A 21,679-nucleotide genomic window follows, 5' to 3' on the forward strand; every position below is an offset into this window, starting at 1 on the left:
TGGCGATGCTGCTGACCCTGCTGGTTCTCGCATCAGCCCTGTTCGCCGGTTGGTACAGCACTCGGCAGACTGACTATTTTCCGGAGAGGCTTATGGGCCTCCAAAACGATTGCCGATTTTATAACGGCCAGGTCGAACGACAGACCGTGCAAGACGAATTCTATGGCGAGTGGTTTGGAGGCGAGCTGGCTGATTTCCAGGAACCTTCCCTCTACCACCGTCCGATTACGGCGCTGCGTTCCGTGCGGTTCCTTTGGTTGAGGAGTTTTCATGACCCGATCGTGGTTAGGATCGATGACTTACCGGACGGTAGCAAACAACTGACGGCCAAGAGACGGCCGGGCGGGGCAGGTTTCACGGAGGATGGCACGCCGAGCATCGCCGCCGAGCGGGTTCGGCGGATGGGCACCCTTGAAATCGATCAGTTCGAGACCGCCTTTCGGGAGGCTGCTCTGCTAGATCAGCCCGATGCCGGTTGTTCCTGCTGCGTCGACGGCGCTCAATGGATCATCGAAGTTAGCGATCCAGAGCGAGGGTATCGCTACCGAAGATACCAGTCTCCTGAAGAGGGGATTGAACGCGAGGTTGGTCTGGCAATGCTGAAGCTGACCAGTTGGGATGTCGAACCTATCTATTGATCCACGCTCTCGCATGAAACCAAAGGTGACGAGATTGGTCAGGCCGCTTTTGCGAGAGCGATGATAGGGTGAGGCTTCCCTCAGTCAGGAGCTTCCCCATGCCGATGATCACCACCGCCGAAAACGTCGAGATCTTCTACAAGGACTGGGGGACGGGACAGCCGATCGTCTTCTCCCACGGCTGGCCGCTGTCGGCGGACGACTGGGACACGCAGATGCTGTTCTTCCTGCACAAGGGGTTCCGCGTCATCGCCCATGACCGGCGCGGGCACGGCCGCTCGACCCAGACGGCGGCCGGCAACGAGATGGACACCTATGCCGACGACCTGAAGGTGCTGTTCGAGGCGCTGGACCTCAAGGACGCGGTGATGATCGGCCACTCGACCGGCGGCGGCGAGGTCGCCCGCTTCCTGGGGCGTCATGGCACGTCGCGGGTGTCGAAGGCCGTGCTGATGGGGGCGGTGCCGCCGATCATGGTCAAGTCCGACGCCAATCCGGGCGGCCTGCCGATCGAGGTGTTCGACGGCTTCCGCGCGGCCTTGGCCGCCAATCGGGCCCAGTTTTACGTCGATGTGCCAACGGGTCCGTTCTACGGCTTCAACCGGCCGGGCGCGAAGGTGGATCAGGGCGTGATCGACAACTGGTGGCGTCAGGGGATGATGGGCGGGACCAAGGCCCACTGGGACTGCATCAAGGCCTTCTCGGAGACGGACTTCACCGAGGACCTGAAGTCGATCGACATCCCGGTGTTGGTCCTGCACGGCGACGACGACCAGATCGTGCCGATCGCCGACTCGGCGATGATCTCGTCCACTTTGTTGCCCAAGGGCGTGCTGAAGGTGCTGCCGGGTCTGCCGCACGGGATGGCGACGACGCATGCCGATCAGGTCAACGCCGAACTGCTGGCCTTCATCGAAGGCTGACGACCGTGGCCGCCGGCGCCTAGATCAGGGCGTCGGCGGGCAGGTCCGCCTTCCACTCCTTGAACGACACCTTCGACGGCGGCGTCAGGTCGCCGCGCGCGAGTTCGACGATCAGGGGGCCGAGCTCGGAGGGGGCGGGCAGGGTCATGGGGTCTTCGCCGGGGAAGGCCTGGGCGCGCATCTGGGTGCGCATGCGGCCCGGGTCGAGGACGCTGATGCGGACGCTGGTGTTCTCGATCTCGTCGCCCCAGGCCAGCATCAGGGCCTCCGCGCCCGCCTTGGTCGCGGCATAGAGGCCCCAGAAGGCCTTGGGCTCGCGGGCGAGGCTGGTGGTCAGGTGGATGACGCGTCCGGCGTCGGAGGCGCGCAGCAGGGGCTCCAGCGAACGGATCAGGCGATAGGTGGCGGTGAAGTTGGTCTTCTCGATCTTGGCGAAGCCGCGCGGGTCGATATGGCTGACCGGGGTCAGGCCCTGCGCGCCCAAAGTGGCGGCGGCGTTGACCCAGATGTCGAGCTTGCCGAACCGGCCGAAGATAGCCCCGCCCAGACGATCGATGCCGCCGCCGTCGATCAGGTCGAAGGGCACGAGCGTCGCGTGGCGGCCGGTGGCGGCGTAGATGGCGTCATCGAGCTCCTCGAGCGCGCCTTGGGTGCGGGCGGTGGCGACGACGTGGGCACCGGCGACGGCGAGGGCGAGGGCGGCCTCGTAGCCGATGCCGCGCGAGGCGCCGACGACGAGGGCGATACGATCATTCAGGGGGAGGTCGGAAGTCATCGCGCCTGATAGCGCGGCGACCGGACGGGCGGAAGCCGCCTAGTAGCCTTCGCCGGCCTGCCACAGGCTGAAGCAGACACCCTGATCGTCGCTGACGGCGCAGCTGAGGCCCGTGGGGCTTTCCGCCGGGATGGCCGCCTTGCCGCCGAGCTGGGTCACCCGGGCGCAGGTCGCCGCGATGTCATCGACGCGGAAATACAGATTGGGATGGTCGCGCGGACGCTCGACCTTGGTGAAGCCGAACGGGGGATTGCTGTCGGCGACGTGGGCGTAGGTGGATTTCGACACATCGTCATCGAAGGTCCAGCCGAACAGGGCGCCGTAGAAGGCCTTGGCCCTGGCGATGTCGAGGGTGTCGAGAGTGAAATAGCCGAGGTTCGTCATGGAAGCTTAAGCGCTGACGAGCAGCGAAAGTTGCCGTCCGATGACGTCGCGGCCGCCTTCCTCGATCTCCCGGTCCACCAGACGGGTCGGATAGTCGCCGGTGAAATAGTGGTCGGTGAACTGGGGCGCAGCGTCGTTGCGGCCCGTCTCGCCCATGGCCTTGTAGAGGCCATCGACGGACAGGAAGCCGAGCGAATCGACCTCCAGCATCTGGCGCATCTCTTCCATGGTCTTGTTGGCGGCGATCAGCTGGTCCCGTTCGGGCATGTCGATGCCGTAGAAGTCGGGCCAGAGGATCGGCGGCGAGGCCGAGCGCAGGTGGACCTCGGTCGCGCCGGCGTCGCGGACGGCGCGGACCAGTTTCACCGAGGTGGTGCCGCGCACGATGGAGTCGTCGATCAGGACGACCCGCTTGCCCTCGATCACCGCGCGGTTGGGGCTGTGCTTCATCGCCACGCCCTTCTGGCGGGCGCCCTGGCTGGGCTGGATGAAGGTCCGGCCCAGATAGTGGCTGCGGATGATGCCCATCTCGTAGGGAATGCCGCTAGCCTGGGCGTAGCCGAGCGCGGCGGGGACGCCGGAGTCGGGCACGGGCACGACGACGTCGGCCTCGATCGGGAACTCGCGGGCCAGGCCTTCGCCCATGCGCTTGCGCACGCCGTAGACCGAGCGACCGTTCACGACGCTGTCGGGTCGCGAGAAGTAGACGTATTCGAACAGGCAGGGCCGGGCCGCGCGGGCCGGGAACGGCTTCAGCGAGCGCAGGCCCTCGTGATCGATGACGACCACCTCGCCGTGCTCGACATCGCGGACGAAGGTCGCGCCGATGGTGTCCAGAGCGCAGGTCTCCGACGCCATGACCCAGGCCTCGCCGATCTTGCCGAGAACCAGAGGGCGGATGCCGAGCGGGTCACGGGCGCCGATCATCTTGGTGCGGGTCTGGGCGACCAGGGCGTAGCCGCCCTCGATCCGGGCCAAGGCGTCGATGAAGCGATCGACGATCTTGGCTTTCCGTGAGCGGGCGATCAGGTGGAGGATGACTTCGGAGTCCGAGGTGGACTGGAAGATCGAGCCCTCGCCGACCAGCTGGTTCCGCAGGTAGTGGAAGTTGGTCAGGTTGCCGTTGTGAGCGATGGCGATGCCGCCCTGGTCCAGGTCGGCGAACATCGGCTGGATGTTGCGCAGGAAGCTGCCGCCGGCGGTGGAATAGCGGGTGTGGCCCACGGCCGCCGGGCCGGGCATGCGTTTGGCCAGATCGGTGCCGCCGAAGGCCTCACCGACATGGCCCATGTGACGTTCGGTGTGGAAGCGCTCGGCGTTGACCGAGGCGATGCCGCAGGCCTCCTGACCGCGATGCTGAAGGGCATGGAGGCCGAGGGCGACGATGCCCGAGGCCTCGTCCTTTTCGGCGCCCCAGACGCCGCAGACGCCGCATTCCAGGCGCGGAAGGTCGTCATCCGCGTCTCGATAGTGCTCCCGGTGAACGACCGGGGGCTGGATGTCGTGAGGCAAGCTGCGCATCGTGGGGGCTCCGATGACAGGCGAAATTCTACTGGGGGGCGGACGGGCGCGAGTTAGGGCTGGTTTGGGGCGAGGGCAAGGCTTGATCGTTCGAAAAGCCTCTGCGGACGGACGAATCAACAACGGGGCTGATCGCGTCCGCCCCGCGACCGATGCCGGGCAGGATGATCTGGATCGCGCGGGCGGCGCCGGCGCTGACGGGACGCAGGGTCGCCTCCGACAGCCAGCGGGGCGTGCGCTCGCCCGGCATGGCGGCGACGATGACCAGATGGATAGCGCCCAGCAGCACCAGTGACCGGCCCGCGCCGACGAAGACGCCGACCAGTCGGTCGATACCGCCGAGGGTCGGGTGGGCCTGCGCCCGCTTCGACAGGATCGAGCCGAAGATGCGGATGCCGAAATAGACCAGCAGGAAGGACGCGACGGCGGCGGCGATGGAGCCAGCCCAGTCGGGGTTTACCAGAGCACGCCCCAAGGGCGCCGTCAGGGGCAGGGCGACGAGGGCGATGAAGGCCGCCAAAACGAAGCTGAGCAGGGTGATCAGCTCGCGCGTGCCGCCGCGAACCCAGCCGGCGGCGGCTGAGGCGAGGATGACGATAATGGCGAAGGCGTCGAAGCCGGTCATTCGGTTCCCGTGCGGACCACCGACATCAATACCTGTTCTGCGAGATTCGTTCGACGGCTTCCGTCAATCGGCTGACGCCCGTGACCAGAACGCCACCGCCCTTGACGGTCAGGGGCGGCGACAGGGCCTGGTCGAAGCCGAGTTTCTGGGCCTCGCGGAGGCGGGCCTCGGCGCGGCCGACGGCGCGGACCTCTCCCGACAGGCTGATCTCGCCGAAGACGATACAGCCCTGGGGCAGGGGCATGCCGGTGGCCGAGGAGATCAGGGCGGCTGCGGCGGCGAGGTCGGCGGCGGGCTCGTTGATGCGCAGGCCCCCTGCGACGTTCAGATAGACGTCCTGATCCCCGAACCCGAAGCCGCAGCGGGCCTCGAGCACCGCCAGGATCATGGCCAAGCGGCCGGTTTCCCAGCCGATGACCGCCCGGCGTGGCGTGCCGTAGGCGGATTTGGACACCAGGGCCTGGATTTCGACCAGCACCGGGCGGCTGCCCTCAATGCCGGCGAAGACGGCGGCGCCCGGCGCGCGGTCCTTGCCCTCGCCGAGGAAGAGCGCGGAGGGGTTGGAGACTTCGCGAAGCCCTGCGTCGCCCATTTCGAAGACGCCGATCTCGTCGGTGGCGCCGAACCGGTTCTTGCCAGCGCGCAGAATGCGGAACGGATAGCCGCGCTCGCCCTCGAAGCTGAGGACCGCATCGACCATGTGTTCGACCACCCGGGGGCCGGCGACCTGTCCGTCCTTGGTGACGTGGCCGACGAGAACCACGGCGGGGCCGCCGGCCTTGGCCAGGCGCACCAGTTCGCCGGCGCAGGCGCGGACCTGGGTCACCGAGCCCGGGCCGGCCTCATGGGCGTCGGACCACAGGGTCTGGATCGAATCGACGATGACGATGTCGAACTTCTCGCGCTTCAACGTACCGAGGATGTCGCGCAGGGCCGTGGCGGAGGCGAGCTGGACCGGGGCCTCGGACAAACCCATTCGCTTGGCGCGGGCGCGGATCTGCTCGATCGCCTCCTCGCCGGAGATGTAGGCGACGCGAGCGCCGGACAGGGCGGCGCGGCCGGCGACGTCGAGCAGCAGGGTCGACTTGCCGACGCCGGGGTCGCCGGAGAGCAGGATGGCCGAGCCCGGAACGACGCCGCCGCCGCAGACGCGGTCGAACTCGGTCACGCCGGTGACGATACGCGGCGGCTCAGGCGTTTCCGACAGCAGGGATTCGAACTGCAGCCCGCGCGCCTTTGCCGTCGTGGCGGGTTTCAGCGCGCCGGGGGGCGACGCGGAGCGGCCTTCCTCGACGATGGTGTTCCACTGACCGCAGGACCCGCACTGGCCCGACCACTTGCCGTGGACGCCCCCGCAGGACTGACAAACATAGATCGCACCGTCTCTGGCCATGGGCGACGGCTTACAGGAAGAGCGGGCGGCGGGGCAGAGGGCGTCTTGGTGGGTGCGACCGAAACTGTCGTGCCCTCAGTCCGCCCGGCCGATGTATGCCCGCTCGCAGCGGTTCCCGATCGAGGTCAGCAGTTCGTAGCTGATCGTCCCGGCGGCCGCGGCGGCGTCATCGACCGGACGGTTGGCGCCGAAGAGTTCGACGTGATCGCCGAGGCTGACGTCGGCGTCGGTGACGTCGACGGCGATGACGTCCATCGAGACCCGGCCGAGGATGGGGCGCAGGGCTCCGGCGGCCCAGACCCGGCCGCCGGGGGAGTTGCTGCGGAAGACGCCGTCGGCATAACCCGCGCCGCAGGTGGCGATCCGGCGTGGACGGTCGGCGATGAAGCCACGCGAATAGCCGACGCTCTCGCCGGCGGGGAGGTCGCGAATCTGCAGGATTTCGGCGGTCAGGGTGGCGACGGCCTTCAGGCGGCCATCGGGTCGACCCTCAGGGCCGCCGCCGTAGAGGCAGATGCCGGGGCGAACGACGTCAAAGGCATAGTCTGGGCCGAGAAAGCAGCCGCCGGAGTTGGAGAACGACTTCAGAGCGTCGGGGTAGCGTGCTGATGCGGCGGCGAACGCATCGCGCTGACGCCGGTTCATCGGCTCGGCGGGATCGTCGGAGCAGGCGAGGTGGCTCATCACCATTTCGAGCCCGCCGAACGGCCCGGGCGCGTCCTCGGGCCGGAAGCCGAGGCGGTTCATGCCCGTGTCGATCTGCAGCCCGCACGCGCCGCCGCCGATCGAATTCCACGCGATGATCTGGTCGGCGTGGTTGAGGATGGGGCGCAGGTTGGCGGCCTTCAGCGCCCCTGCCGCACCGCCCACGCACCCGTCCAGCACATAGATGGTCGGGTCCGGACCGACAGCTTCGCGCAGGGCGACTCCCTCGTTCAGCCGCGCCACGAAGAAGGTCCGTGCGCCTTCGGTCAGCAGGCGTTTCGCCACCGGAACGGCGCCGAGGCCATAGGCATTGGCCTTCACCACCGGATGCACAGGCACGCCGGACACAGCCTCCAGCGCATGGAAGTTGTGCGAAAGGGCGTTCAGATCGACGGTCAGGGAGGCAGGCGCGGTCATCGTCGCCTTATGCCGCAAGATCGTTGCGGGAAAAGCCGAAAAGCGCACCGTCGGGGCAAACGGGCTCATCCTTGACTTGGGGGCTTGCGTGACCGACCTACGCGCCTCGTTTTCAAGGTCACGCCTCCCATGTCCGTCAAGGTCCGTTTCGCCCCGTCTCCTACCGGCAAGCTGCATGTCGGCAACGTCCGGACCGCTCTGGTCAACTGGATGTTCGCCAAGGGGCAAGGAGGCTCGTTCGTCCTGCGCATCGACGACACCGATCTGGCCCGTTCGACGCCCGAGTTCGAACAGGGGATCGAGGACGACCTGACCTGGCTCGGCCTCCTCTGGGACGAGCGCTACAATCAGTCCAAGCGGTTCGATCGCTATCATGACGCCGCCGAGCGCCTGAAGGCCGCCGGGCGTCTGTATCCCGCCTACGATACGTCAGAAGAGCTGGATCGCCGCCGCAAGGTGCAACTGTCGCGCGGCCTGCCGCCGATCTACGACCGGGCCGCGCTGGCCCTGAGCGACGAGCAGAAGGCCGCGTTCGAGGCCGAAGGCCGCAAGCCGCACTGGCGCTTCAAGCTGGACGGTCGCCGGGTCGCCTGGGAGGACCTGTCGCGCGGGCATGCCGAGGTGGACACGGCCTCGATGTCTGACCCGGTGCTGATCCGCGAGGACGGCCTCTATCTCTACACCCTGCCTTCGGTCGTCGACGATATCGACATGGGCATCACCCACGTCATCCGGGGCGAGGACCACACGACCAACACCGGCGCCCAGATCGAGATCTTCGAGGCGCTGATCGCGGCTGGGCTGGGGACGGAGGTCCCGAAGTTCGCGCACATGCCGCTGCTGGTCGGAGCGGACGGCGCGGCCCTGTCCAAGCGACTGGGGTCGCTGTCGGTCGCCGAGATGCGGGACCAGGGCTATGAGCCGATCGCCATCACCAGCCATCTGGGCCGGATCGGCACGTCCGATGCGCTCGAGGTCGCCGACAGCATCGAGGCGTTGGGTGCGGGCTTCAGCTTCGACAAGATGGGCCGGTCGCCAGCGCGCTATGACACCGAGGACCTGGACCGGCTGAACGCCCAGGCGCTGCACGCCATGCCCTATGCGACCGCGAAAGCGCGACTGGAGGCGCTGGACTGCGATCTCGGGGAAACCTTCTGGGATGCGGTGCGGGGCAACCTGACGAAATTTGCCGACGTCATCGATCTGGCGCGGATGGTGCGTGGGCCGGTCACGCCGGTGATCGAGGATCCGGCCTTCGCGGCGGCGGCCCTGGCCGTGCTGCCGGACGTCATCGACGCGGGCGCCTGGTCGGCCTGGACCAATGCGGTCAAGGAAAGCACGGGCGCCAAGGGGAAAGCCCTGTTCATGCCGCTGCGCCACATCCTGACGGGCCAGCCGCACGGGCCGGACATGGCGACGATCGTGCCACTGATCGGGCGCGAACGGATCGAGAAGCGGCTGAAGGGCGAAGTCGCCTAGGTAGAAATGGAAAGGGGCGGCTCGGTGAGCCGCCCCTTTTGAATTCTAGGCGTTGCAGACGGCCAGTTCTTCGGCCGTCAGGGCGGTGCCGCGGTACGAGAACTCGGTCACCGCGCCGAAGCGGGCGGCGACGCGGCGGCAGGCGCGCGGAGCGGGCTGGTTGGCGCCGCCCGTGGCGGTGCAGGTCTGGCCTTCACAGCGCCAGCTGGCGCCGTCGATGATCGTGGCGCGAGCCGGGACGCGCGAGGCGTCGGCCAGGACCACGCGGGTCGGGGCGGTCGACTGGGCGCTGGCGGGAGCCGCGGCGAAGGCGGCGCAGAGGGCGAGCAGGGGGAGGACGGCGCGCATGGGAAACTCCGGTGCAGAGAACGGACCGACACGGTCCAGCGTCAACACCGGCATAGTGCGTTGTTATTAGAAACTGTCAATCCGAGTTTTCAAAAAGAACGGACCGAGGCGCTGACTTAGCGATGATTACTTATCGCTGATCATGTTTCAAGGCCGGAGAAGCGTCAGCATGTCGCATCGCCGCGATCGCCTCCTCGACCGTGTCGCAGACGGTCCAGGCCTGAAGGAAGGACGGCGGGGTGAAACCCGTCTCCACGCTCTGGCGCATCAGGGCGAAGAAGGTCTCCCAAAAGCCGCCGATGTTGAGGAAGATCACCGGCTTGCCGTGCAGGTCCAGCCGCTTCCACGACAGGAGTTCGACGACCTCTTCGAGGGTGCCGATGCCGCCGGGCGCGACCACGAAGGCGTCCGACTGGTCGTACATCAACTGCTTTCGCTCGTGCATCGAGGTGACGACGATGGTCTCGACCTCGTCGAACAGGCGTTCGCGGCTGCGCAGGAAGGCCGGCATGATGCCGACGACCCGGCCGCCGGCCTCGTGCGCCGCCCGGGCCGAGGCGCCCATCAGGCCCACGCCGCCGCCGCCATAGACGAGGCGCCAGCCCTCACGCGCCGTCGCCGCGCCGAACTCGGCGGCGGCGCGGGTGTAGACGGGATCGGCTGCGTCGGAAGAGCCGCAGAACAGGCAGACCGACTGGCCTTCAAATGGAGCGATGGTGGGGGTGGACGCCGACATGAACCCTCGAAACGAGACGCAAGATTGGAGACAGGCCGGTCGCGCCGGTCTATCTGGGCGAACAGTCCTACAGACCCGGCGGACAGGATGAAACGACCGATCGCATCGACATTGGCCGTGCTTGCCGCGCTGACCGCTTCGGCCTGCGGCGAGCGGGTCCAGCCGGCCGCCGAGACGGCGCAGGAATCGGGCTGGGTCATGCCGCCAGAGATCGACGCGGTCGCCGCATCAGGGCGGGAGCTGATCGTGCGGGGGCAGGCGTCTCCTCTGGGGCGGGTCGTGGTCAGCGGAGCCGGCGACCTGGCCTATGCGGTCGGCGCCGATGCCGAGGGGCGGTTCGAGCTGCGGGTGCCGCGCCCGGCGCAGGACACCCTGTTTCTGGTTGAGGCCCGGGTGGGTCAGGCCGGGTTCCCTGCGCCCTATCGCCTGTTGATCGGGGCGGACCCCTCGGCCCCGATCGCTCTCCTGGCCATCGGGGCGCCGACGCAGCGGTTGGACGCCGGCGCCGGTCTGGACGCCGTGGACACCGACGGGCGGGCGGCCTTCGTCTCCGGACGGGCGGCGCCGCGCAGCGCGGTCGTTGTCGAGGGTAGCGCCCAGCGCACGGTGACGGCGGACGAGGCGGGACGCTGGCGGCTGGCGGGGTCGGGCGACGGCTCGACACCCATCACCATCGACGGAAGGGCCTATGCGCCGGCTCCGGGCGGGGCGACGACGCCCGAGACGCTGCAACGGTCCGGAGCGGGCTGGAGCATCGCCTGGTCGAGCCCCGGAGGCGGCCGCCAGTCGACCTGGTTCCCCGACAGGTCGGCAACGATCCGTTAACCAATTCGGCTCAACCGTTAGGCGTTCTCTTCGAGGACACCCACCATCACCGAACTTTTTCAGCCCGGCGTCCGCGTCGGGCTTTTTCTTTGCCTTCAGCCGGGCAGGGCGGCGAGAAGGTCTTCGGCGAGGGCGCCCCGCGGCTTGACCTCGACCCGCTGCAGACCCAGCCAGCCCGCCATCCGGACCAGTTCACCCGCCAGCCGCGAGGCGGTCTCCGGCGTCGCCAGCGGCTCGCGCCAGGCGGCCTGGACCAGCAGGACGCCGGCCTGACGGTCGGCCTTGAGATCGACCCGCGCGGTGATCGACTCGTCCTCGAGGAAGGGCAGGACGTAGTAGCCGTGGGCCCGCTTGTGCGCCGGGGTGTAGATCTCCAGCCGGATGCGGACGTCGAACAGCCTTTCGGTCCGGTCGCGGAACCAGATCAGGTTGTCGAAGGGGGAGAGCAGGGCGGCGCCCTCGATCTTTCGCGGACGGCGGGCGTCCGGGGCGACATAGGCCGTGTTGCGCCAGCCGGGAACCGAGACCGGCGTCAGGATGCCCTCCTCGACAAGTTCGGCGACGCGGTCCTTGAAGCCTTCGACCGGCAGGCGGAAATAGTCGCGCAGATCGGCGGCCGTGGCGACGCCCATGGCTCCGGCAGCGATGCGGATCAGGTCGCGCTGGGCGTCGGCCTCGGACGGTGTGGGCAGGTTCTGGATCGCGGACGGAATGACCCGCTCGGTCAGGTCATAGACCCGCTCGAAGCCGCGCCGGGTCTTCGTCGTGATCAGCCCGGCCCAGAACAGCCATTCCAGCGCCCGCTTGCCGTCGGACCATTCCCACCAGCCGGGCTTGCCGCGTGGACCGGTGGCGAAGTCGGCGCCGGTGACAGGGCCGCGCCGTTCGATCTCGGCCAGGACGCCGTCAATATAGTCGCGCCGCTCTCGGCCGAAGCGGTTGAGGCCGGTCCAGATGCCGTGACCGTCGCGCGCCCGCTCCATTCGCCATCGCACCAGTGGTTGGGTTTCGATGGGCATCAGCGAGGCCTCATGGCCCCAGTATTCGAACAGGGACGGCTTTTTGCCCCAGGCCTCGGCCTCCAGCATCTCGCGCGGATAGGCGCCGAGGCGAGAAAAGGCGGGCAGGTAGTGGGTGCGGCTGACGACGTTGACGCTATCGATCTGGATCACGCCCAGACGCCGGGCCGTGTCGCGGAACTGGCGCGTTCCGGCGGTCGGAGGACGGGCTTTGCCAAACCCTTGGGCGGCCAGGGCCATGCGTCGAGCGAGGGCGGGCGAGATCTGTTCGGTCATGGTCGGGCCGACCCTATCCGGTGACCTCTGCGATGTCCCGTCGGCGCGTCTCGGTCCAGAGATCGAGGTCCGTTTCCCGCCCGATCAGAGCCAGACCCGAGGCGATCGATTCGAACTCGCCGCCGGTCTCGATCTTCGCCGGGTCGAATCGGCGGTGGAAGATGTCGCGCACCGCCGGGACGAAGGAGGTGCCGCCGGTCAGGAAGACGCGGTCGATCCGGTCAGGGGTCAGACCGGCCTGATCGATGGCCTGGTCGACCGCGCCCTCGATGGCCGCCAGTTCCGGGGCGATCCAGGCTTCGAACTCCGAACGGGCGACCGGGGCTTCGAGGCGAATGGACCCGGCGTCGAAGACGAAGGTCGCGGCCTCATCGCGCGACAGGTCCATCTTCAGGCGCGAGATGGCCTGGTAGAGGGCATAGCCGTGGTTGTCGTCGAGCACCTCGATCAGCCGTTCGACCTTGTCGGGCTCCACAGCGGTGCGGGCGAGGCTGCGGATGTCCTTCATGTCGCGCGAGGCCCGCAGCAGGGCCAACTGATCCCAGCGGGCAAAGGCGGCGTAGTAGCGCTGGGGGATGGGCAGGACCTTGCCGACGCTCCGGTACGAACCACCCTTGCCCAGGGCCGGCGACACAAGCTGGTCGATGATGCGGTAGTCGAAGGCGTCCCCGGCCACGCCCACGCCGGACCGGGCCAGCGGCGTCGACCGCAGCCCGTCGGGAGACGGTTCGAAACGGACGATAGAAAAGTCACTGGTGCCGCCGCCGAAGTCGGCGACGAGGACGGTCGCAGCCTGGGTCAGGTTGCGGGCGAAGAAGAAGGCCGCGCCGACGGGCTCATAGGCATAGCGGATGTCGGTGAAGCCCAGTCGCTCGAACGCCTTTTGATAGCGTTCAAGGGCGAGGTCCGCGTTGGGCGAGCCGCCCGCGAAGGTCACCGGACGGCCGACGATCACGCGAGGCGGAAGGTCGTCCATCGCTGCGCCGGCATGGTGGCGGACCCGCAGCAGGAAGGCGGACAGCAGGTCCTCGAACCCGTAGCGGCGGTTGTCGATCACCGTCTCGGTGAAGGCGGCGCTGGCGGCGAAGGTCTTGAACGACTGGATGAAGCGGGTGTCGAGCGGATCCTCGACATAGGCCTCGATGGCCCAGGGACCGGCCTCGACCACGCGCTCGGGCGTCGCGCCGTCGGCGCCCTGATGAAGCTGGAAGCTCAGCGTCGAGCGGAAGGTGGCCAGATCGCCGCCGGGCGCCTCGAAGCGAATGACGACCGCGTCGCCGTCGCCCGAGGTCAGGGCCACGACCGTGTTGGTAGTGCCGAAATCGATGCCGATCGTCGCGGGGCGCGGAATCATGAGCGAAGCCTCGGAAAGCGACCGGACGGCGCTGGTGGGTCTGTCGTGCCTGTATGTCCGCCAGAAAGGCGGTAGCGCCGTATCGAAATCGGGCTAAAGCGCCGAGTGGCTCCGCGGGTAGGATTCGAACCTACGACCAGCCGATTAACAGTCGGCTGCTCTACCACTGAGCTACCGCGGAACAGGGGCTCGGGAGGCGGGCCTATAGCAGCGGCCTTCTTGATTGTGCAACGGGAAATGTCAGCCAACAGCGTTCAGTTCATCGACGATCCCGCCGATCCCCGCGTGGCGGCCTATCGAGACATCCGCGAGCGCGACCTGACGGGGCGCGAAGGGCTGTTCGTGGCGGAGGGGGAGGTGGTGATCCGCACCCTGCTGTCGCCCGCGTCCCTGTGCCGGGCGCGGTCGCTGCTGATCGCGGCGAATCGCGTTGAGGCGCAGGGCGAACTGATCGCGGCAGCCGGCGAGACGCCGGTCTATGCGGCGTCGCAGGCGGTCATGGATGCGATCGCCGGCTTTCCCCTGCATCGCGGCCTGCTGGCGCTCGGGGAGAAGCCGGTCGAGCGGACGGTCGAGGATGTTCTGGCGACCCTGCCCGAGGACTGCGTGGTCCTGGCCTGCGCCGGGATCGGCAATCACGACAACATGGGCGGCCTGTTCCGGAACGCGGCGGCGTTCGGGGCGGCGGCGGTGCTGAGGGACGAGCGCTGCTGCGATCCCTTCTATCGCAAGGCGATCCGCGTCTCCGTGGGGGCGGTGCTGAGGACGCCGGGCGCCAGCGCGTCGTCGCTGGAAAGCCTGATCGGCGCCCTGCAGTCGGCGCGGTTCGAGGTGATCGCCCTGTCGCCGGGCGCGACGGAGCCACTGGCCGGGCTGGCGGGCGGCGGCCGGAAGGCCGTTCTGGTCGGTTCTGAGGGACCGGGCCTGCCGTCGGAGATCATGGCGCGGGTCAGGACCGTCGGCATCCCGATGGCGGGCGGTTTCGACTCCCTCAATGTCGCCGTGACCAGCGCACTCGCCCTCTACCAGATGACCACCGTGTCGATTCGCTGACAGTCGCGTGATTTCAGCGCGTTAACGCTTCATACACCTTGATGAACGTTGATTTCCATGCCGCTATGGACGTCCGGGGAGGACGACATGGCTGGTATTCTGGGGTTCATGAGCCGCAATGTGCGGATCGCAGTGGCGATCGGCGTCGTGGCAGCGGCTGTCGGCGGCGCCGGCGCGATCGGCTGGCTGACCGCGCCGATCTGAAAATCATCATCGATCTCAACGAGATCGCGATGGAGGCCTGACCGGGAATCGAACCCGGGTGCAAGGATTTGCAGTCCTCTGCGTCACCACTCCGCCATCAGGCCATAGGGCTTTTTGAAAGGCCCCCAGATCGCGAGGGGCGTTCGCTATCAGATCGCCTCTGTTGCTGCAACGCGATTGTCGCATGCGGCGCACGGACCTATAAGCGCGCCAGATTTCCGGCCGGGCCGGTCGCTTTCGCTTCAGGGATTCCACGTCACATGGATTACGCCGCCGCTCGCAAGGTCATGGTGGACTCCCAGGTCCGGGTGAACGACGTCACCGACCGCACCCTTCAGGCCGCTCTGATGACCGTGCCGCGCGAGCGGTTCTGCGCCCCGGACCAGGCCTTCGCCGCCTATGGCGAGGTCGAGGTCGAGATCGCCGCCGGTCGCCGCCTGATGCAGGTCCGCGAGGTCTCCAAACTGATCCAAGCGCTGGACGCCCGCGAAGGCGAGACGGCGCTCGCCATCGCGGGCCCCTACGCCGCCGCCGTGCTGGCGGCCATGAAGGTTTCGGTCACGGCCCAGGAAGCGGACCAGTCCGTTCTCGACGTCGTCGGACCGGCCCTCGCCGATGCCGGTGTCGCCGGGGTCGTGGCGCCCCTGGGCCAGCCGACCGGCGGCGAATGGGACATCATCGTCTCCGAAGGCGCTGTGACGGTTCGGCCGACGGCCTGGCTGGCGGCGCTGCGTGTCGGCGGCCGTCTGGCGGTCGTCGAGCGTCCGGGCCCGAATGGCCGGGCGGTTCTGTATGTGAAGGGGCGTGAAGGCGTCTCGCGTCGCGAACTGTTCGACGCCGCCCCGCCGGTGCTGGCTGAAATGACACCGGCCCCCGCATTCGCCCTCTGATTGACGCGATTTCGACGGAGTGCGGTGGCGGTCGCGTGAAAAAAACTTAACTGGCGTAGCTGTAGGCGGTCACGCACTAGGCCTGCGAAGAGATATCGGCGCCGTCTGCGACGCCCATCGGGATACTGTCATGTTCAAACGCTCGCGCGCACTTGCTTCCGTCGCCCTGATCGCCGTCACGGCGGGTGTGGCCGCCCCCGCGTGGGCCGAGACCCTGCAGGAGGCCATCGCCCTGGCCTACCGCACCAATCCGACGCTTCAGGGCCAGCGCGCCCAACAGCGCGCCCTGGACGAGGCGGTGCCCCAGGCCCGCGCCGGTCTGCGCCCGACCGTGTCGGTCAGCGGTTCGAGCCGCTACACGCGCACCGACTCGCCGAACTCGCCGGGAGTCGATCTGAACGGCGACGGCCTCTTCACCGGCCCCTTTGACACCCCGCCCAGCAACAACATCAACGAGACGGATTCGGTTGGCGCCAGCATCGGCGTGGATCAAACCCTCTATTCGGGCGGCCGTATCGCCCGCGGGATCGACGCCGCCGAAGCCTCCGTCCTGAGCGGTCGCGAATCCCTCCGCAGCATCGAACAACAGGTCCTGGGCGCCGTAATCCAGGCCTATGTCGACGTGCAGCGTGACGTCGAAATCCTGCGCATCCGCGAAGCCAATCTGTCGGTCCTGCGCCGCCAGCTGGACGAGTCCAACGCCCGGTTCGAAGTCGGCGAAATCACCCGCACCGACGTCTCGCAGTCGGAGGCCCGTCTGGCCCAGTCGGAAGCCGACCTCGCCGGCGCCCAGGCCCAGTTGTCCGTCTCGCGCGCCTCCTATGCCGCCGTCGTCGGCCAGGCCCCGACCAATCTGGAAACGCCGCCGGCCCTGCCGGGCGTTCCGACGGACTTCGAAGTCGCCCTGGACATCGGCCTGGCCGAGAACCCCAGCCTGCTGGCCGCCGAGTACCAGTTGCAGGAGGCCGAGGCCCGTCACGCCCAGGCCCGTTCCGCCTATCTGCCGTCCGTGGGCCTCTCCAGCTCCTATGGCGGCTCGACGCCCATCAGCGGCTTCGACCTGTCGGATCGCACGACCACCTTCCAGGCCGGCGTCAGCCTCTCGGTGCCGCTCTTCACCGGCGGGCTGAACAGCTCGCGCGTGGCCCAGGCTCTGGAACAGGCCAATGCCGCCAAGATTGAGATCGATCGCCAGAAGCGCTCCGTGCTGCAGGGCGTCTCCAGCGCCTATGCCCAGGTCGTCTCGAACCGGTCTCAGCTCGAGGCCGGCGTCGCCGGCGTCAGCGCCGCCCGGGTGGCCGCCGAGGGCGTCCGTCAGGAGCAGCAGGTCGGCCTGCGCACCACCCTCGACGTGCTGAACGGCGAGCTGGAGCTGCGCAACGCCGAGATCAACCTCGCCGTGGCCAAGCGCAATCTCTATGTCGCCCAGGCGTCGCTGCTGACCTCGATGGGGCGGCTGAGCGGCGAGGACCTGAACCCGGCCATCGAAATCTACGATCCGGCCGCAAATGCCCAACGCGTCCGCCTTCGCGGCGCCGTGCCGTGGGACGTCCTGGTCGAGACCCTGGACCGCATCGCCGCTCCGCCGATCACCCCGGCGAACGACACCGAGAACGCGCCGATCGACACCCAGCTTGACGGCGAGATCGTCCGGACCGCGCCGAACTCGAACTGACGCCTGCGGATTAACCAGCAAGGCGAAAAACGGCCGTTGATTCCCACGGGCGTTGATGCGACGAAATGAATGGGGCAGGGCTGAACGTCGGCTCCGATCCACTTTGTTCGTCACGCGTGGGCCCGGAACGGTCGGCGCAGGTTCTTCGAAGGCCCGATCATGACCGACACCACCGCCCAGGAACCGACGATGGAGGAGATCCTGGCGTCGATCCGCCGGATCATCTCCGAAGACGACGCGCCCGCCGCCGAAGCGGCCCCGACGCCGCAACCGGAGCCCGTCGAAGAGGCTTCGCCCGCCCTGATGGACGAGACTCCGTCGATCCAGGAGCCCGAACCCGAAGAAGAGATTCTCGACCTGACCGACCGCTATGAGGCCCCGGCCGCCCAGACGATCGGCGATCTGGATGTGACCGCCCCGGCCGACCCGGAACCCGAGCCCTTCCCGACCTCCTTCGCAGAGCCGGAACGTCCGGCGGCCCGCGAGTCCGAGCCCAGCACCTCGTCCGTGCCCTACGACTCCCTCGTCGGCGAAAGCGCTGCCGCGGCGTCCGCCAGCGCCTTCGCCGGCCTGTCCGCCGCCTTCCGTCAACCCGAGCCGGTTCCGACCGGCGGGGTCGGCCCGACCATCGACGACCTCGCCCGCAGCCTGCTGCGCCCGATGCTGAAGGACTGGCTCGACGCCAACCTGCCCGGCATCGTCGAGGCGGCGGTAAAGAAGGAAGTCGAACGCATCTCCCGCAGCGCGGGCTAGCCCCGCTCGCCACCGGCGACTAAGACCAGAAGGGGCGGCTCTCACGGGCCGCCCCTTCGCATTTGAGGCCTCCCTTATCCAGCGACGCGCCGCGCGCGGAGCGATAGGGAAAAAGAGATGACCATGCTCGACAAGTCCTTCGACCCCACCGCCGCCGAACCGCGCCTCTACGCCCAGTGGGAGGCCTCCGGCGCCTTCTCGCCGAAGACGGATGGAGCGGCTGAGGCCTATTCGATCGTCATCCCGCCGCCGAACGTGACGGGGTCGCTGCACATCGGCCACGCGCTGAATAACACCCTGCAGGACATCTTGGCTCGCTATCACCGGATGCGCGGCAAGTCGGTCCTGTGGCTGCCGGGCACGGACCATGCGGGCATCGCCACCCAGATGGTGGTCGAGCGGCAGCTGGCCGCCGCTGGCAGTGTCGGACGCCGGGAGATGGGTCGCGAGGCCTTCGTCGAGAAGATCTGGGAGTGGAAGGCCGAGAGCGGCGGGACCATCGTCCAGCAACTGCGTCGCCTGGGCGCGTCGTGCGACTGGTCGCGCGAGCGGTTCACGCTCGACGAGGGGCTGAACGCCGCCGTCCGCAAGGTCTTCGTCAAGCTGCATCAGGACGGACTGATCTATCGCGACAAGCGACTGGTGAACTGGGACCCGCAGTTCCAGACAGCCATCTCGGACCTGGAGGTCGAGCAGCGCGAGGTCGAGGGCGCCTACTGGCATTTCGCCTATCCGCTGGCCGACGGCGTGACCTACGAACACCCGATCGCGTTCGACGAGGACGGGAAGGCGACAGAGTTCGAGACGCGCGACTTCATCGTCGTGGCCACGACCCGGCCGGAGACCATGCTGGGCGACACCGGCGTGGCCGTGCACCCGGATGACGAGCGCTATGCCTCAATCGTCGGCGCCAAGGTCGTGCTGCCGATTACGGGCCGCCATATCCCCATCGTGGCCGATGAGTATGCTGATCCGACCAAGGGATCCGGCGCGGTCAAGATCACCCCGGCCCACGACTTCAACGACTTCCAAGTCGGCAAGCGTGCCGGGCTTCCATCGATCAACGTCTTGGACGCCTTCGCCCGGATCGTGGGCACCCACCTCGTTGACTCGAAATTCGAGCAGGCCGAGGGCGAGTACAATGATTCCGGCGAGGAGAGTGCTTGGTCCCGTGAGCAGCAGGACGAAATCCACTATATCCCCGTAGAGCTTCAAGGCTTGGACCGGTTTGCTGCCCGGAAGGCGATTGTCGCCCGCGCCGAGCACGAAGGCTGGCTGCGCGAGATCGAGAAGACCCGGCACGTCGTGCCGCACGGCGACCGTTCCGGCGTGGTCATCGAGCCGTGGCTGACGGACCAGTGGTACGTCGACGCCCATACCCTGGCCCAGCCGGCGCTGAAGGCGGTCGAGACTGGCGACACGGTGTTCGAGCCGAAGTCCTACGAGAAGATCTATTTCGAGTGGCTGCGCAACATCGAGCCCTGGTGCATCTCGCGCCAGCTCTGGTGGGGGCACCGCATCCCCGCCTGGTACGACGCCGACGGCAAGATCTACGTCGCCGAGACCGAGGCCGAGGCTGTCGCCCAATCCGGCGGCAAGGCCCTGACGCAGGACGAGGACGTTCTCGACACCTGGTTCTCCTCGGCACTGTGGCCGTTCTCGACCATGGGCTGGCCGGGGAAGACCGACGATCTGGAGCGGTTCTATCCGACCAGCGACCTCGTCACGGCGGCGGACATCATCTTCTTCTGGGTCGCCCGGATGATGATGATGGGCCTGCACTTCATGGACGAGGTCCCGTTCAGGCGGGTCATCATCAACGGCCTCGTCCGCGACGAGAAGGGCCAGAAGATGAGCAAATCCAAGGGGAACGTCATCGACCCCCTGGTCATCATCGACGAGCTGGGCGCCGATCCCCTGCGCTTCACCATGGCCATCCTGTCGGGCACGCGCGATATCAAGCTGTCGAAGCAGCGGATCGAGGGCTATCGCAACTTCGGCACCAAGCTGTGGAACGCCGCCCGGTTCTCCGAGATGAACGAGGCGGTCCGCGTCACCGGCTTCGACCCGGCGACCGTCGAGCAGACGATCAACCGCTGGGTTCGCGGCGAGCTGACCAAGGCCGAGCGCGCCGTGTCGGAAGCGGTCGAGGGCGGGCGTTTCGACGACGCAGCCTCGGCGCTCTACAGGTTCGTCTGGAACGTCTTCTGCGACTGGTATCTGGAGCTGGCCAAGCCGGTGTTCCAGGGCGCCGATGAGGCGGCGAAGGCCGAGACGCGGGCGATGACGGCCTGGACCCTGGACCAGACGCTGAAGCTGCTGCATCCGGTCATGCCGTTCATCACCGAGGAGTTGTGGGCCGAACTCGGCAAGGAGGGTGCGCCACGCGACGAGGCGACCCTGATCGGCGCCGCCTGGCCCGTGCTGCCGGACGCCTTCATCGACGCTGAAGCCGAGGCGGAGATCGGCTGGCTGGTCGATCTGGTCGGGGAGGTGCGCGGCCTGCGCGCCGAGATGAACGTGCCGCCGGGGGCCAAGCCGCCGCTGACCTTCGTCGCTCCGGACGCGCCCACGTCGGACAGGGCCACGCGGCACCGCGACCTGATCCTGACGCTCGCGCGGGTGTCCGAAGTGGCGTCGGCGGATGCGGCGCCGGCCGGGGCTGTGACCTTCGTGTCGGGCGGCTCGGCGGCGGCTCTGTCGCTGGCCGGGATCATCGATCTGACGGCCGAACGCGCCCGCCTGACCAAGGAGATCGCCGCCTTCGAGAGCGACGTGGGCCATGTGATGAAGAAGCTGGGCAACCCGAACTTCGTCGAACGCGCGGCCCCGGCCGTGATCGACGAACAGCGCGCCAAGCTGGCCGAGGCCGAGGCGGGCAAGGCGCGGCTGGAAGCGGCTCTGTCCCGGCTGGCCGATCTTGGCTGACTTCGGACCCCGGACCCGGCTGGATCATCTGATGGTCTCCCGTGGTCTGGTCGAAAGCCGGTCGCGGGCCAAGGCGGCGATCGAGGCCGGCGGCGTGACCGTCGACGGCCAGCCCGCGCGCGCCGCCTCGCAGGGGGTGGGCGAGGATGCGGTCGTTACCGTCGTGGAAGCGCACGGCTGGGTTGGGCGCGCGGCACTGAAGCTGGATCACGCCCTGACCCTGTGGCCTGTGCAGGTCAAAGGTCGGGTGGTGCTGGACGTCGGCGCCTCGACCGGCGGGTTCACCGAGGTCTGTCTGGCGCGCGGGGCGACGAAGGTGTTCGCCGTCGACGTCGGTCAGGGCCAGATGCATCCGAAGGTCTCGGGCGATCCTCTCGTGGTCAATCTGGAGAAGACCGACGCCCGGATTCTGGACAGTGATCTGATCCCGGAAATGCCTGGCCTGATCGTCTGCGACGCCAGCTTCATCGGTCTGGCCAAGGTGCTGCCCGCCGCTCTGAAACTCGCGGCCGAAGACGCCGACCTGATCGCCCTGGTCAAACCCCAGTTCGAGGGCGACGGACCCAAGGACGCCGGCAAGAAAGGCGTGGTCAAGGATCCGCAGGCGCATCTCGACGCCGTCCGTCGTGTCTCGGACTGGCTCAAGATGGTCGGCTGGACCGTTAGGGCCACAGCCGAAAGTCCGATCACCGGTGGCGACGGCAATATCGAATTCCTGCTCTGGGCCCGCCGGGCCGCCTAGAGACCCGACCCGTCGC

The 21,679-nt window shown here is 68.0% G+C and carries 20 protein-coding genes and 2 tRNA genes; 10 read left to right on the forward strand and 12 right to left on the reverse strand.

Translation table 11 applies throughout. The annotated features are described in order from the left end of the window. Nucleotides 1-5: 5 nt before the first annotated feature. Entirely contained in the window at nt 6-638 is a 633-nt protein-coding gene (locus ACQY68_RS09270) for a hypothetical protein (RefSeq protein ID WP_428149087.1), read from the forward strand. A gap of 98 nt (nt 639-736) precedes the next feature. Further along, nucleotides 737-1,561, forward strand: a complete 825-nt coding sequence (locus tag ACQY68_RS09275; protein WP_428149088.1) for an alpha/beta fold hydrolase — start codon at nt 737-739, stop codon at nt 1,559-1,561. Between the two features lie 19 nt (nt 1,562-1,580). On the opposite strand, the gene ACQY68_RS09280 is transcribed toward ACQY68_RS09275, so the two are convergent. The 6 genes from ACQY68_RS09280 to alr all read right to left on the reverse strand — a co-directional run bounded on the left by ACQY68_RS09280 (nt 1,581) and on the right by alr (nt 7,381). Further along, nucleotides 1,581-2,336: an SDR family NAD(P)-dependent oxidoreductase gene (locus ACQY68_RS09280; RefSeq protein WP_428149089.1), complete on the reverse strand. Its 756-nt coding sequence runs from the start codon at nt 2,334-2,336 to the stop codon at nt 1,581-1,583. Between the two features lie 39 nt (nt 2,337-2,375). Further along, nucleotides 2,376-2,720, reverse strand: a complete 345-nt coding sequence (locus tag ACQY68_RS09285) for a VOC family protein (protein WP_428149090.1) — start codon at nt 2,718-2,720, stop codon at nt 2,376-2,378. Between the two features lie 6 nt (nt 2,721-2,726). Beyond that, entirely contained in the window at nt 2,727-4,241 is a 1,515-nt protein-coding gene (gene purF / locus ACQY68_RS09290) for an amidophosphoribosyltransferase (protein WP_428149091.1), read from the reverse strand. 28 nt (nt 4,242-4,269) lie between these two features. Further along, a complete protein-coding gene (locus ACQY68_RS09295) occupies nt 4,270-4,866 on the reverse strand; it encodes a CvpA family protein (RefSeq protein WP_428149092.1) in 597 nt (198 codons plus the stop codon). A 25-nt stretch (nt 4,867-4,891) separates the two neighbouring features. Beyond that, nucleotides 4,892-6,259, reverse strand: coding sequence for a DNA repair protein RadA (radA, locus tag ACQY68_RS09300; protein ID WP_428149093.1), 1,368 nt, complete (start codon nt 6,257-6,259; stop codon nt 4,892-4,894). Nucleotides 6,260-6,334: 75 nt separating this feature from the next. Continuing rightward, on the reverse strand, nt 6,335-7,381 hold the full coding sequence (gene alr / locus ACQY68_RS09305; RefSeq protein ID WP_428149094.1) for an alanine racemase: 1,047 nt from the start codon (nt 7,379-7,381) through the stop codon (nt 6,335-6,337). Between the two features lie 129 nt (nt 7,382-7,510). Here alr and gltX point away from each other — a divergent pair, with 129 nt between their 5' ends. Beyond that, on the forward strand, nt 7,511-8,860 hold the full coding sequence (gene gltX, locus ACQY68_RS09310) for a glutamate--tRNA ligase (protein WP_428149095.1): 1,350 nt from the start codon (nt 7,511-7,513) through the stop codon (nt 8,858-8,860). A gap of 45 nt (nt 8,861-8,905) precedes the next feature. On the opposite strand, the gene ACQY68_RS09315 is transcribed toward gltX, so the two are convergent. Beyond that, on the reverse strand, nt 8,906-9,208 hold the full coding sequence (locus tag ACQY68_RS09315) for a CC_3452 family protein (protein ID WP_428149096.1): 303 nt from the start codon (nt 9,206-9,208) through the stop codon (nt 8,906-8,908). A 130-nt stretch (nt 9,209-9,338) separates the two neighbouring features. Then, the gene (locus ACQY68_RS09320; protein WP_428149097.1) at nt 9,339-9,944 is read right to left on the reverse strand and encodes a TIGR00730 family Rossman fold protein; all 606 of its coding nucleotides are present in this window, start codon (nt 9,942-9,944) and stop codon (nt 9,339-9,341) included. Nucleotides 9,945-10,031: 87 nt separating this feature from the next. Between ACQY68_RS09320 and ACQY68_RS09325 the strand changes: the two genes are divergently transcribed. Next, nucleotides 10,032-10,769: a hypothetical protein gene (locus ACQY68_RS09325; RefSeq protein ID WP_428149098.1), complete on the forward strand. Its 738-nt coding sequence runs from the start codon at nt 10,032-10,034 to the stop codon at nt 10,767-10,769. Between the two features lie 95 nt (nt 10,770-10,864). Here ACQY68_RS09325 and ACQY68_RS09330 read toward each other — a convergent pair whose 3' ends face one another. From ACQY68_RS09330 to ACQY68_RS09340, 3 genes are all read right to left on the reverse strand, one after another. Further along, entirely contained in the window at nt 10,865-12,064 is a 1,200-nt protein-coding gene (locus ACQY68_RS09330; protein WP_428149099.1) for a winged helix-turn-helix domain-containing protein, read from the reverse strand. Between the two features lie 13 nt (nt 12,065-12,077). Beyond that, nucleotides 12,078-13,418, reverse strand: coding sequence for an Hsp70 family protein (locus ACQY68_RS09335; RefSeq protein ID WP_428149100.1), 1,341 nt, complete (start codon nt 13,416-13,418; stop codon nt 12,078-12,080). A gap of 106 nt (nt 13,419-13,524) precedes the next feature. Next, nucleotides 13,525-13,599: transfer RNA gene (locus ACQY68_RS09340), tRNA-Asn, on the reverse strand. Between the two features lie 56 nt (nt 13,600-13,655). On the opposite strand from ACQY68_RS09340, the gene ACQY68_RS09345 reads away from it, so the two are divergent. After that, on the forward strand, nt 13,656-14,471 hold the full coding sequence (locus ACQY68_RS09345) for a TrmH family RNA methyltransferase (RefSeq protein WP_428149101.1): 816 nt from the start codon (nt 13,656-13,658) through the stop codon (nt 14,469-14,471). 234 nt (nt 14,472-14,705) lie between these two features. Here the strand turns inward: ACQY68_RS09345 and ACQY68_RS09350 are convergent. Continuing rightward, nucleotides 14,706-14,779, reverse strand: a tRNA-Cys gene (locus ACQY68_RS09350). A 156-nt stretch (nt 14,780-14,935) separates the two neighbouring features. Here ACQY68_RS09350 and ACQY68_RS09355 point away from each other — a divergent pair. From ACQY68_RS09355 to ACQY68_RS09375, 5 genes are all read left to right on the forward strand, one after another. Next, complete coding sequence (locus ACQY68_RS09355; protein WP_428149102.1) at nt 14,936-15,565, forward strand: protein-L-isoaspartate O-methyltransferase family protein; 630 nt, start codon at nt 14,936-14,938, stop codon at nt 15,563-15,565. Nucleotides 15,566-15,695: 130 nt separating this feature from the next. Beyond that, nucleotides 15,696-17,240 (forward strand): TolC family outer membrane protein, encoded by a 1,545-nt coding sequence (locus ACQY68_RS09360; protein ID WP_428149103.1) that lies wholly within the window; start codon nt 15,696-15,698, stop codon nt 17,238-17,240. Nucleotides 17,241-17,399: 159 nt separating this feature from the next. Then, on the forward strand, nt 17,400-17,993 hold the full coding sequence (locus ACQY68_RS09365) for a DUF2497 domain-containing protein (protein WP_428149105.1): 594 nt from the start codon (nt 17,400-17,402) through the stop codon (nt 17,991-17,993). Nucleotides 17,994-18,116: 123 nt separating this feature from the next. Beyond that, nucleotides 18,117-20,921, forward strand: coding sequence for a valine--tRNA ligase (locus tag ACQY68_RS09370; protein ID WP_428149106.1), 2,805 nt, complete (start codon nt 18,117-18,119; stop codon nt 20,919-20,921). Between the two features lie 31 nt (nt 20,922-20,952). Continuing rightward, nucleotides 20,953-21,663: a TlyA family RNA methyltransferase gene (locus ACQY68_RS09375; RefSeq protein ID WP_428152626.1), complete on the forward strand. Its 711-nt coding sequence runs from the start codon at nt 20,953-20,955 to the stop codon at nt 21,661-21,663. The last annotated feature ends 16 nt before the right edge of the window (nt 21,664-21,679 follow it).

The organism is Brevundimonas sp., from assembly GCF_965278935.1.
Lineage (GTDB): Bacteria > Pseudomonadota > Alphaproteobacteria > Caulobacterales > Caulobacteraceae > Brevundimonas.

What these genes read in the sequence shown, in the direction of transcription:
- ACQY68_RS09270 (WP_428149087.1), top strand. Translation starts at nt 6, where the DNA reads ATGCTGCTGACCCTGCTGGTTCTCGCATCAGCCCTGTTCGCCGGTTGG.
- ACQY68_RS09275 (WP_428149088.1), top strand. Translation starts at nt 737, where the DNA reads ATGCCGATGATCACCACCGCCGAAAACGTCGAGATCTTCTACAAGGAC.
- ACQY68_RS09280 (WP_428149089.1), bottom strand. Translation starts at nt 2,336, where the DNA reads ATGACTTCCGACCTCCCCCTGAATGATCGTATCGCCCTCGTCGTCGGC.
- ACQY68_RS09285 (WP_428149090.1), bottom strand. Translation starts at nt 2,720, where the DNA reads ATGACGAACCTCGGCTATTTCACTCTCGACACCCTCGACATCGCCAGG.
- purF (WP_428149091.1), bottom strand. Translation starts at nt 4,241, where the DNA reads ATGCGCAGCTTGCCTCACGACATCCAGCCCCCGGTCGTTCACCGGGAG.
- ACQY68_RS09295 (WP_428149092.1), bottom strand. Translation starts at nt 4,866, where the DNA reads ATGACCGGCTTCGACGCCTTCGCCATTATCGTCATCCTCGCCTCAGCC.
- radA (WP_428149093.1), bottom strand. Translation starts at nt 6,259, where the DNA reads ATGGCCAGAGACGGTGCGATCTATGTTTGTCAGTCCTGCGGGGGCGTC.
- alr (WP_428149094.1), bottom strand. Translation starts at nt 7,381, where the DNA reads ATGACCGCGCCTGCCTCCCTGACCGTCGATCTGAACGCCCTTTCGCAC.
- gltX (WP_428149095.1), top strand. Translation starts at nt 7,511, where the DNA reads ATGTCCGTCAAGGTCCGTTTCGCCCCGTCTCCTACCGGCAAGCTGCAT.
- ACQY68_RS09315 (WP_428149096.1), bottom strand. Translation starts at nt 9,208, where the DNA reads ATGCGCGCCGTCCTCCCCCTGCTCGCCCTCTGCGCCGCCTTCGCCGCG.
- ACQY68_RS09320 (WP_428149097.1), bottom strand. Translation starts at nt 9,944, where the DNA reads ATGTCGGCGTCCACCCCCACCATCGCTCCATTTGAAGGCCAGTCGGTC.
- ACQY68_RS09325 (WP_428149098.1), top strand. Translation starts at nt 10,032, where the DNA reads ATGAAACGACCGATCGCATCGACATTGGCCGTGCTTGCCGCGCTGACC.
- ACQY68_RS09330 (WP_428149099.1), bottom strand. Translation starts at nt 12,064, where the DNA reads ATGACCGAACAGATCTCGCCCGCCCTCGCTCGACGCATGGCCCTGGCC.
- ACQY68_RS09335 (WP_428149100.1), bottom strand. Translation starts at nt 13,418, where the DNA reads ATGATTCCGCGCCCCGCGACGATCGGCATCGATTTCGGCACTACCAAC.
- ACQY68_RS09345 (WP_428149101.1), top strand. Translation starts at nt 13,656, where the DNA reads ATGTCAGCCAACAGCGTTCAGTTCATCGACGATCCCGCCGATCCCCGC.
- ACQY68_RS09355 (WP_428149102.1), top strand. Translation starts at nt 14,936, where the DNA reads ATGGATTACGCCGCCGCTCGCAAGGTCATGGTGGACTCCCAGGTCCGG.
- ACQY68_RS09360 (WP_428149103.1), top strand. Translation starts at nt 15,696, where the DNA reads ATGTTCAAACGCTCGCGCGCACTTGCTTCCGTCGCCCTGATCGCCGTC.
- ACQY68_RS09365 (WP_428149105.1), top strand. Translation starts at nt 17,400, where the DNA reads ATGACCGACACCACCGCCCAGGAACCGACGATGGAGGAGATCCTGGCG.
- ACQY68_RS09370 (WP_428149106.1), top strand. Translation starts at nt 18,117, where the DNA reads ATGCTCGACAAGTCCTTCGACCCCACCGCCGCCGAACCGCGCCTCTAC.
- ACQY68_RS09375 (WP_428152626.1), top strand. Translation starts at nt 20,953, where the DNA reads ATGGTCTCCCGTGGTCTGGTCGAAAGCCGGTCGCGGGCCAAGGCGGCG.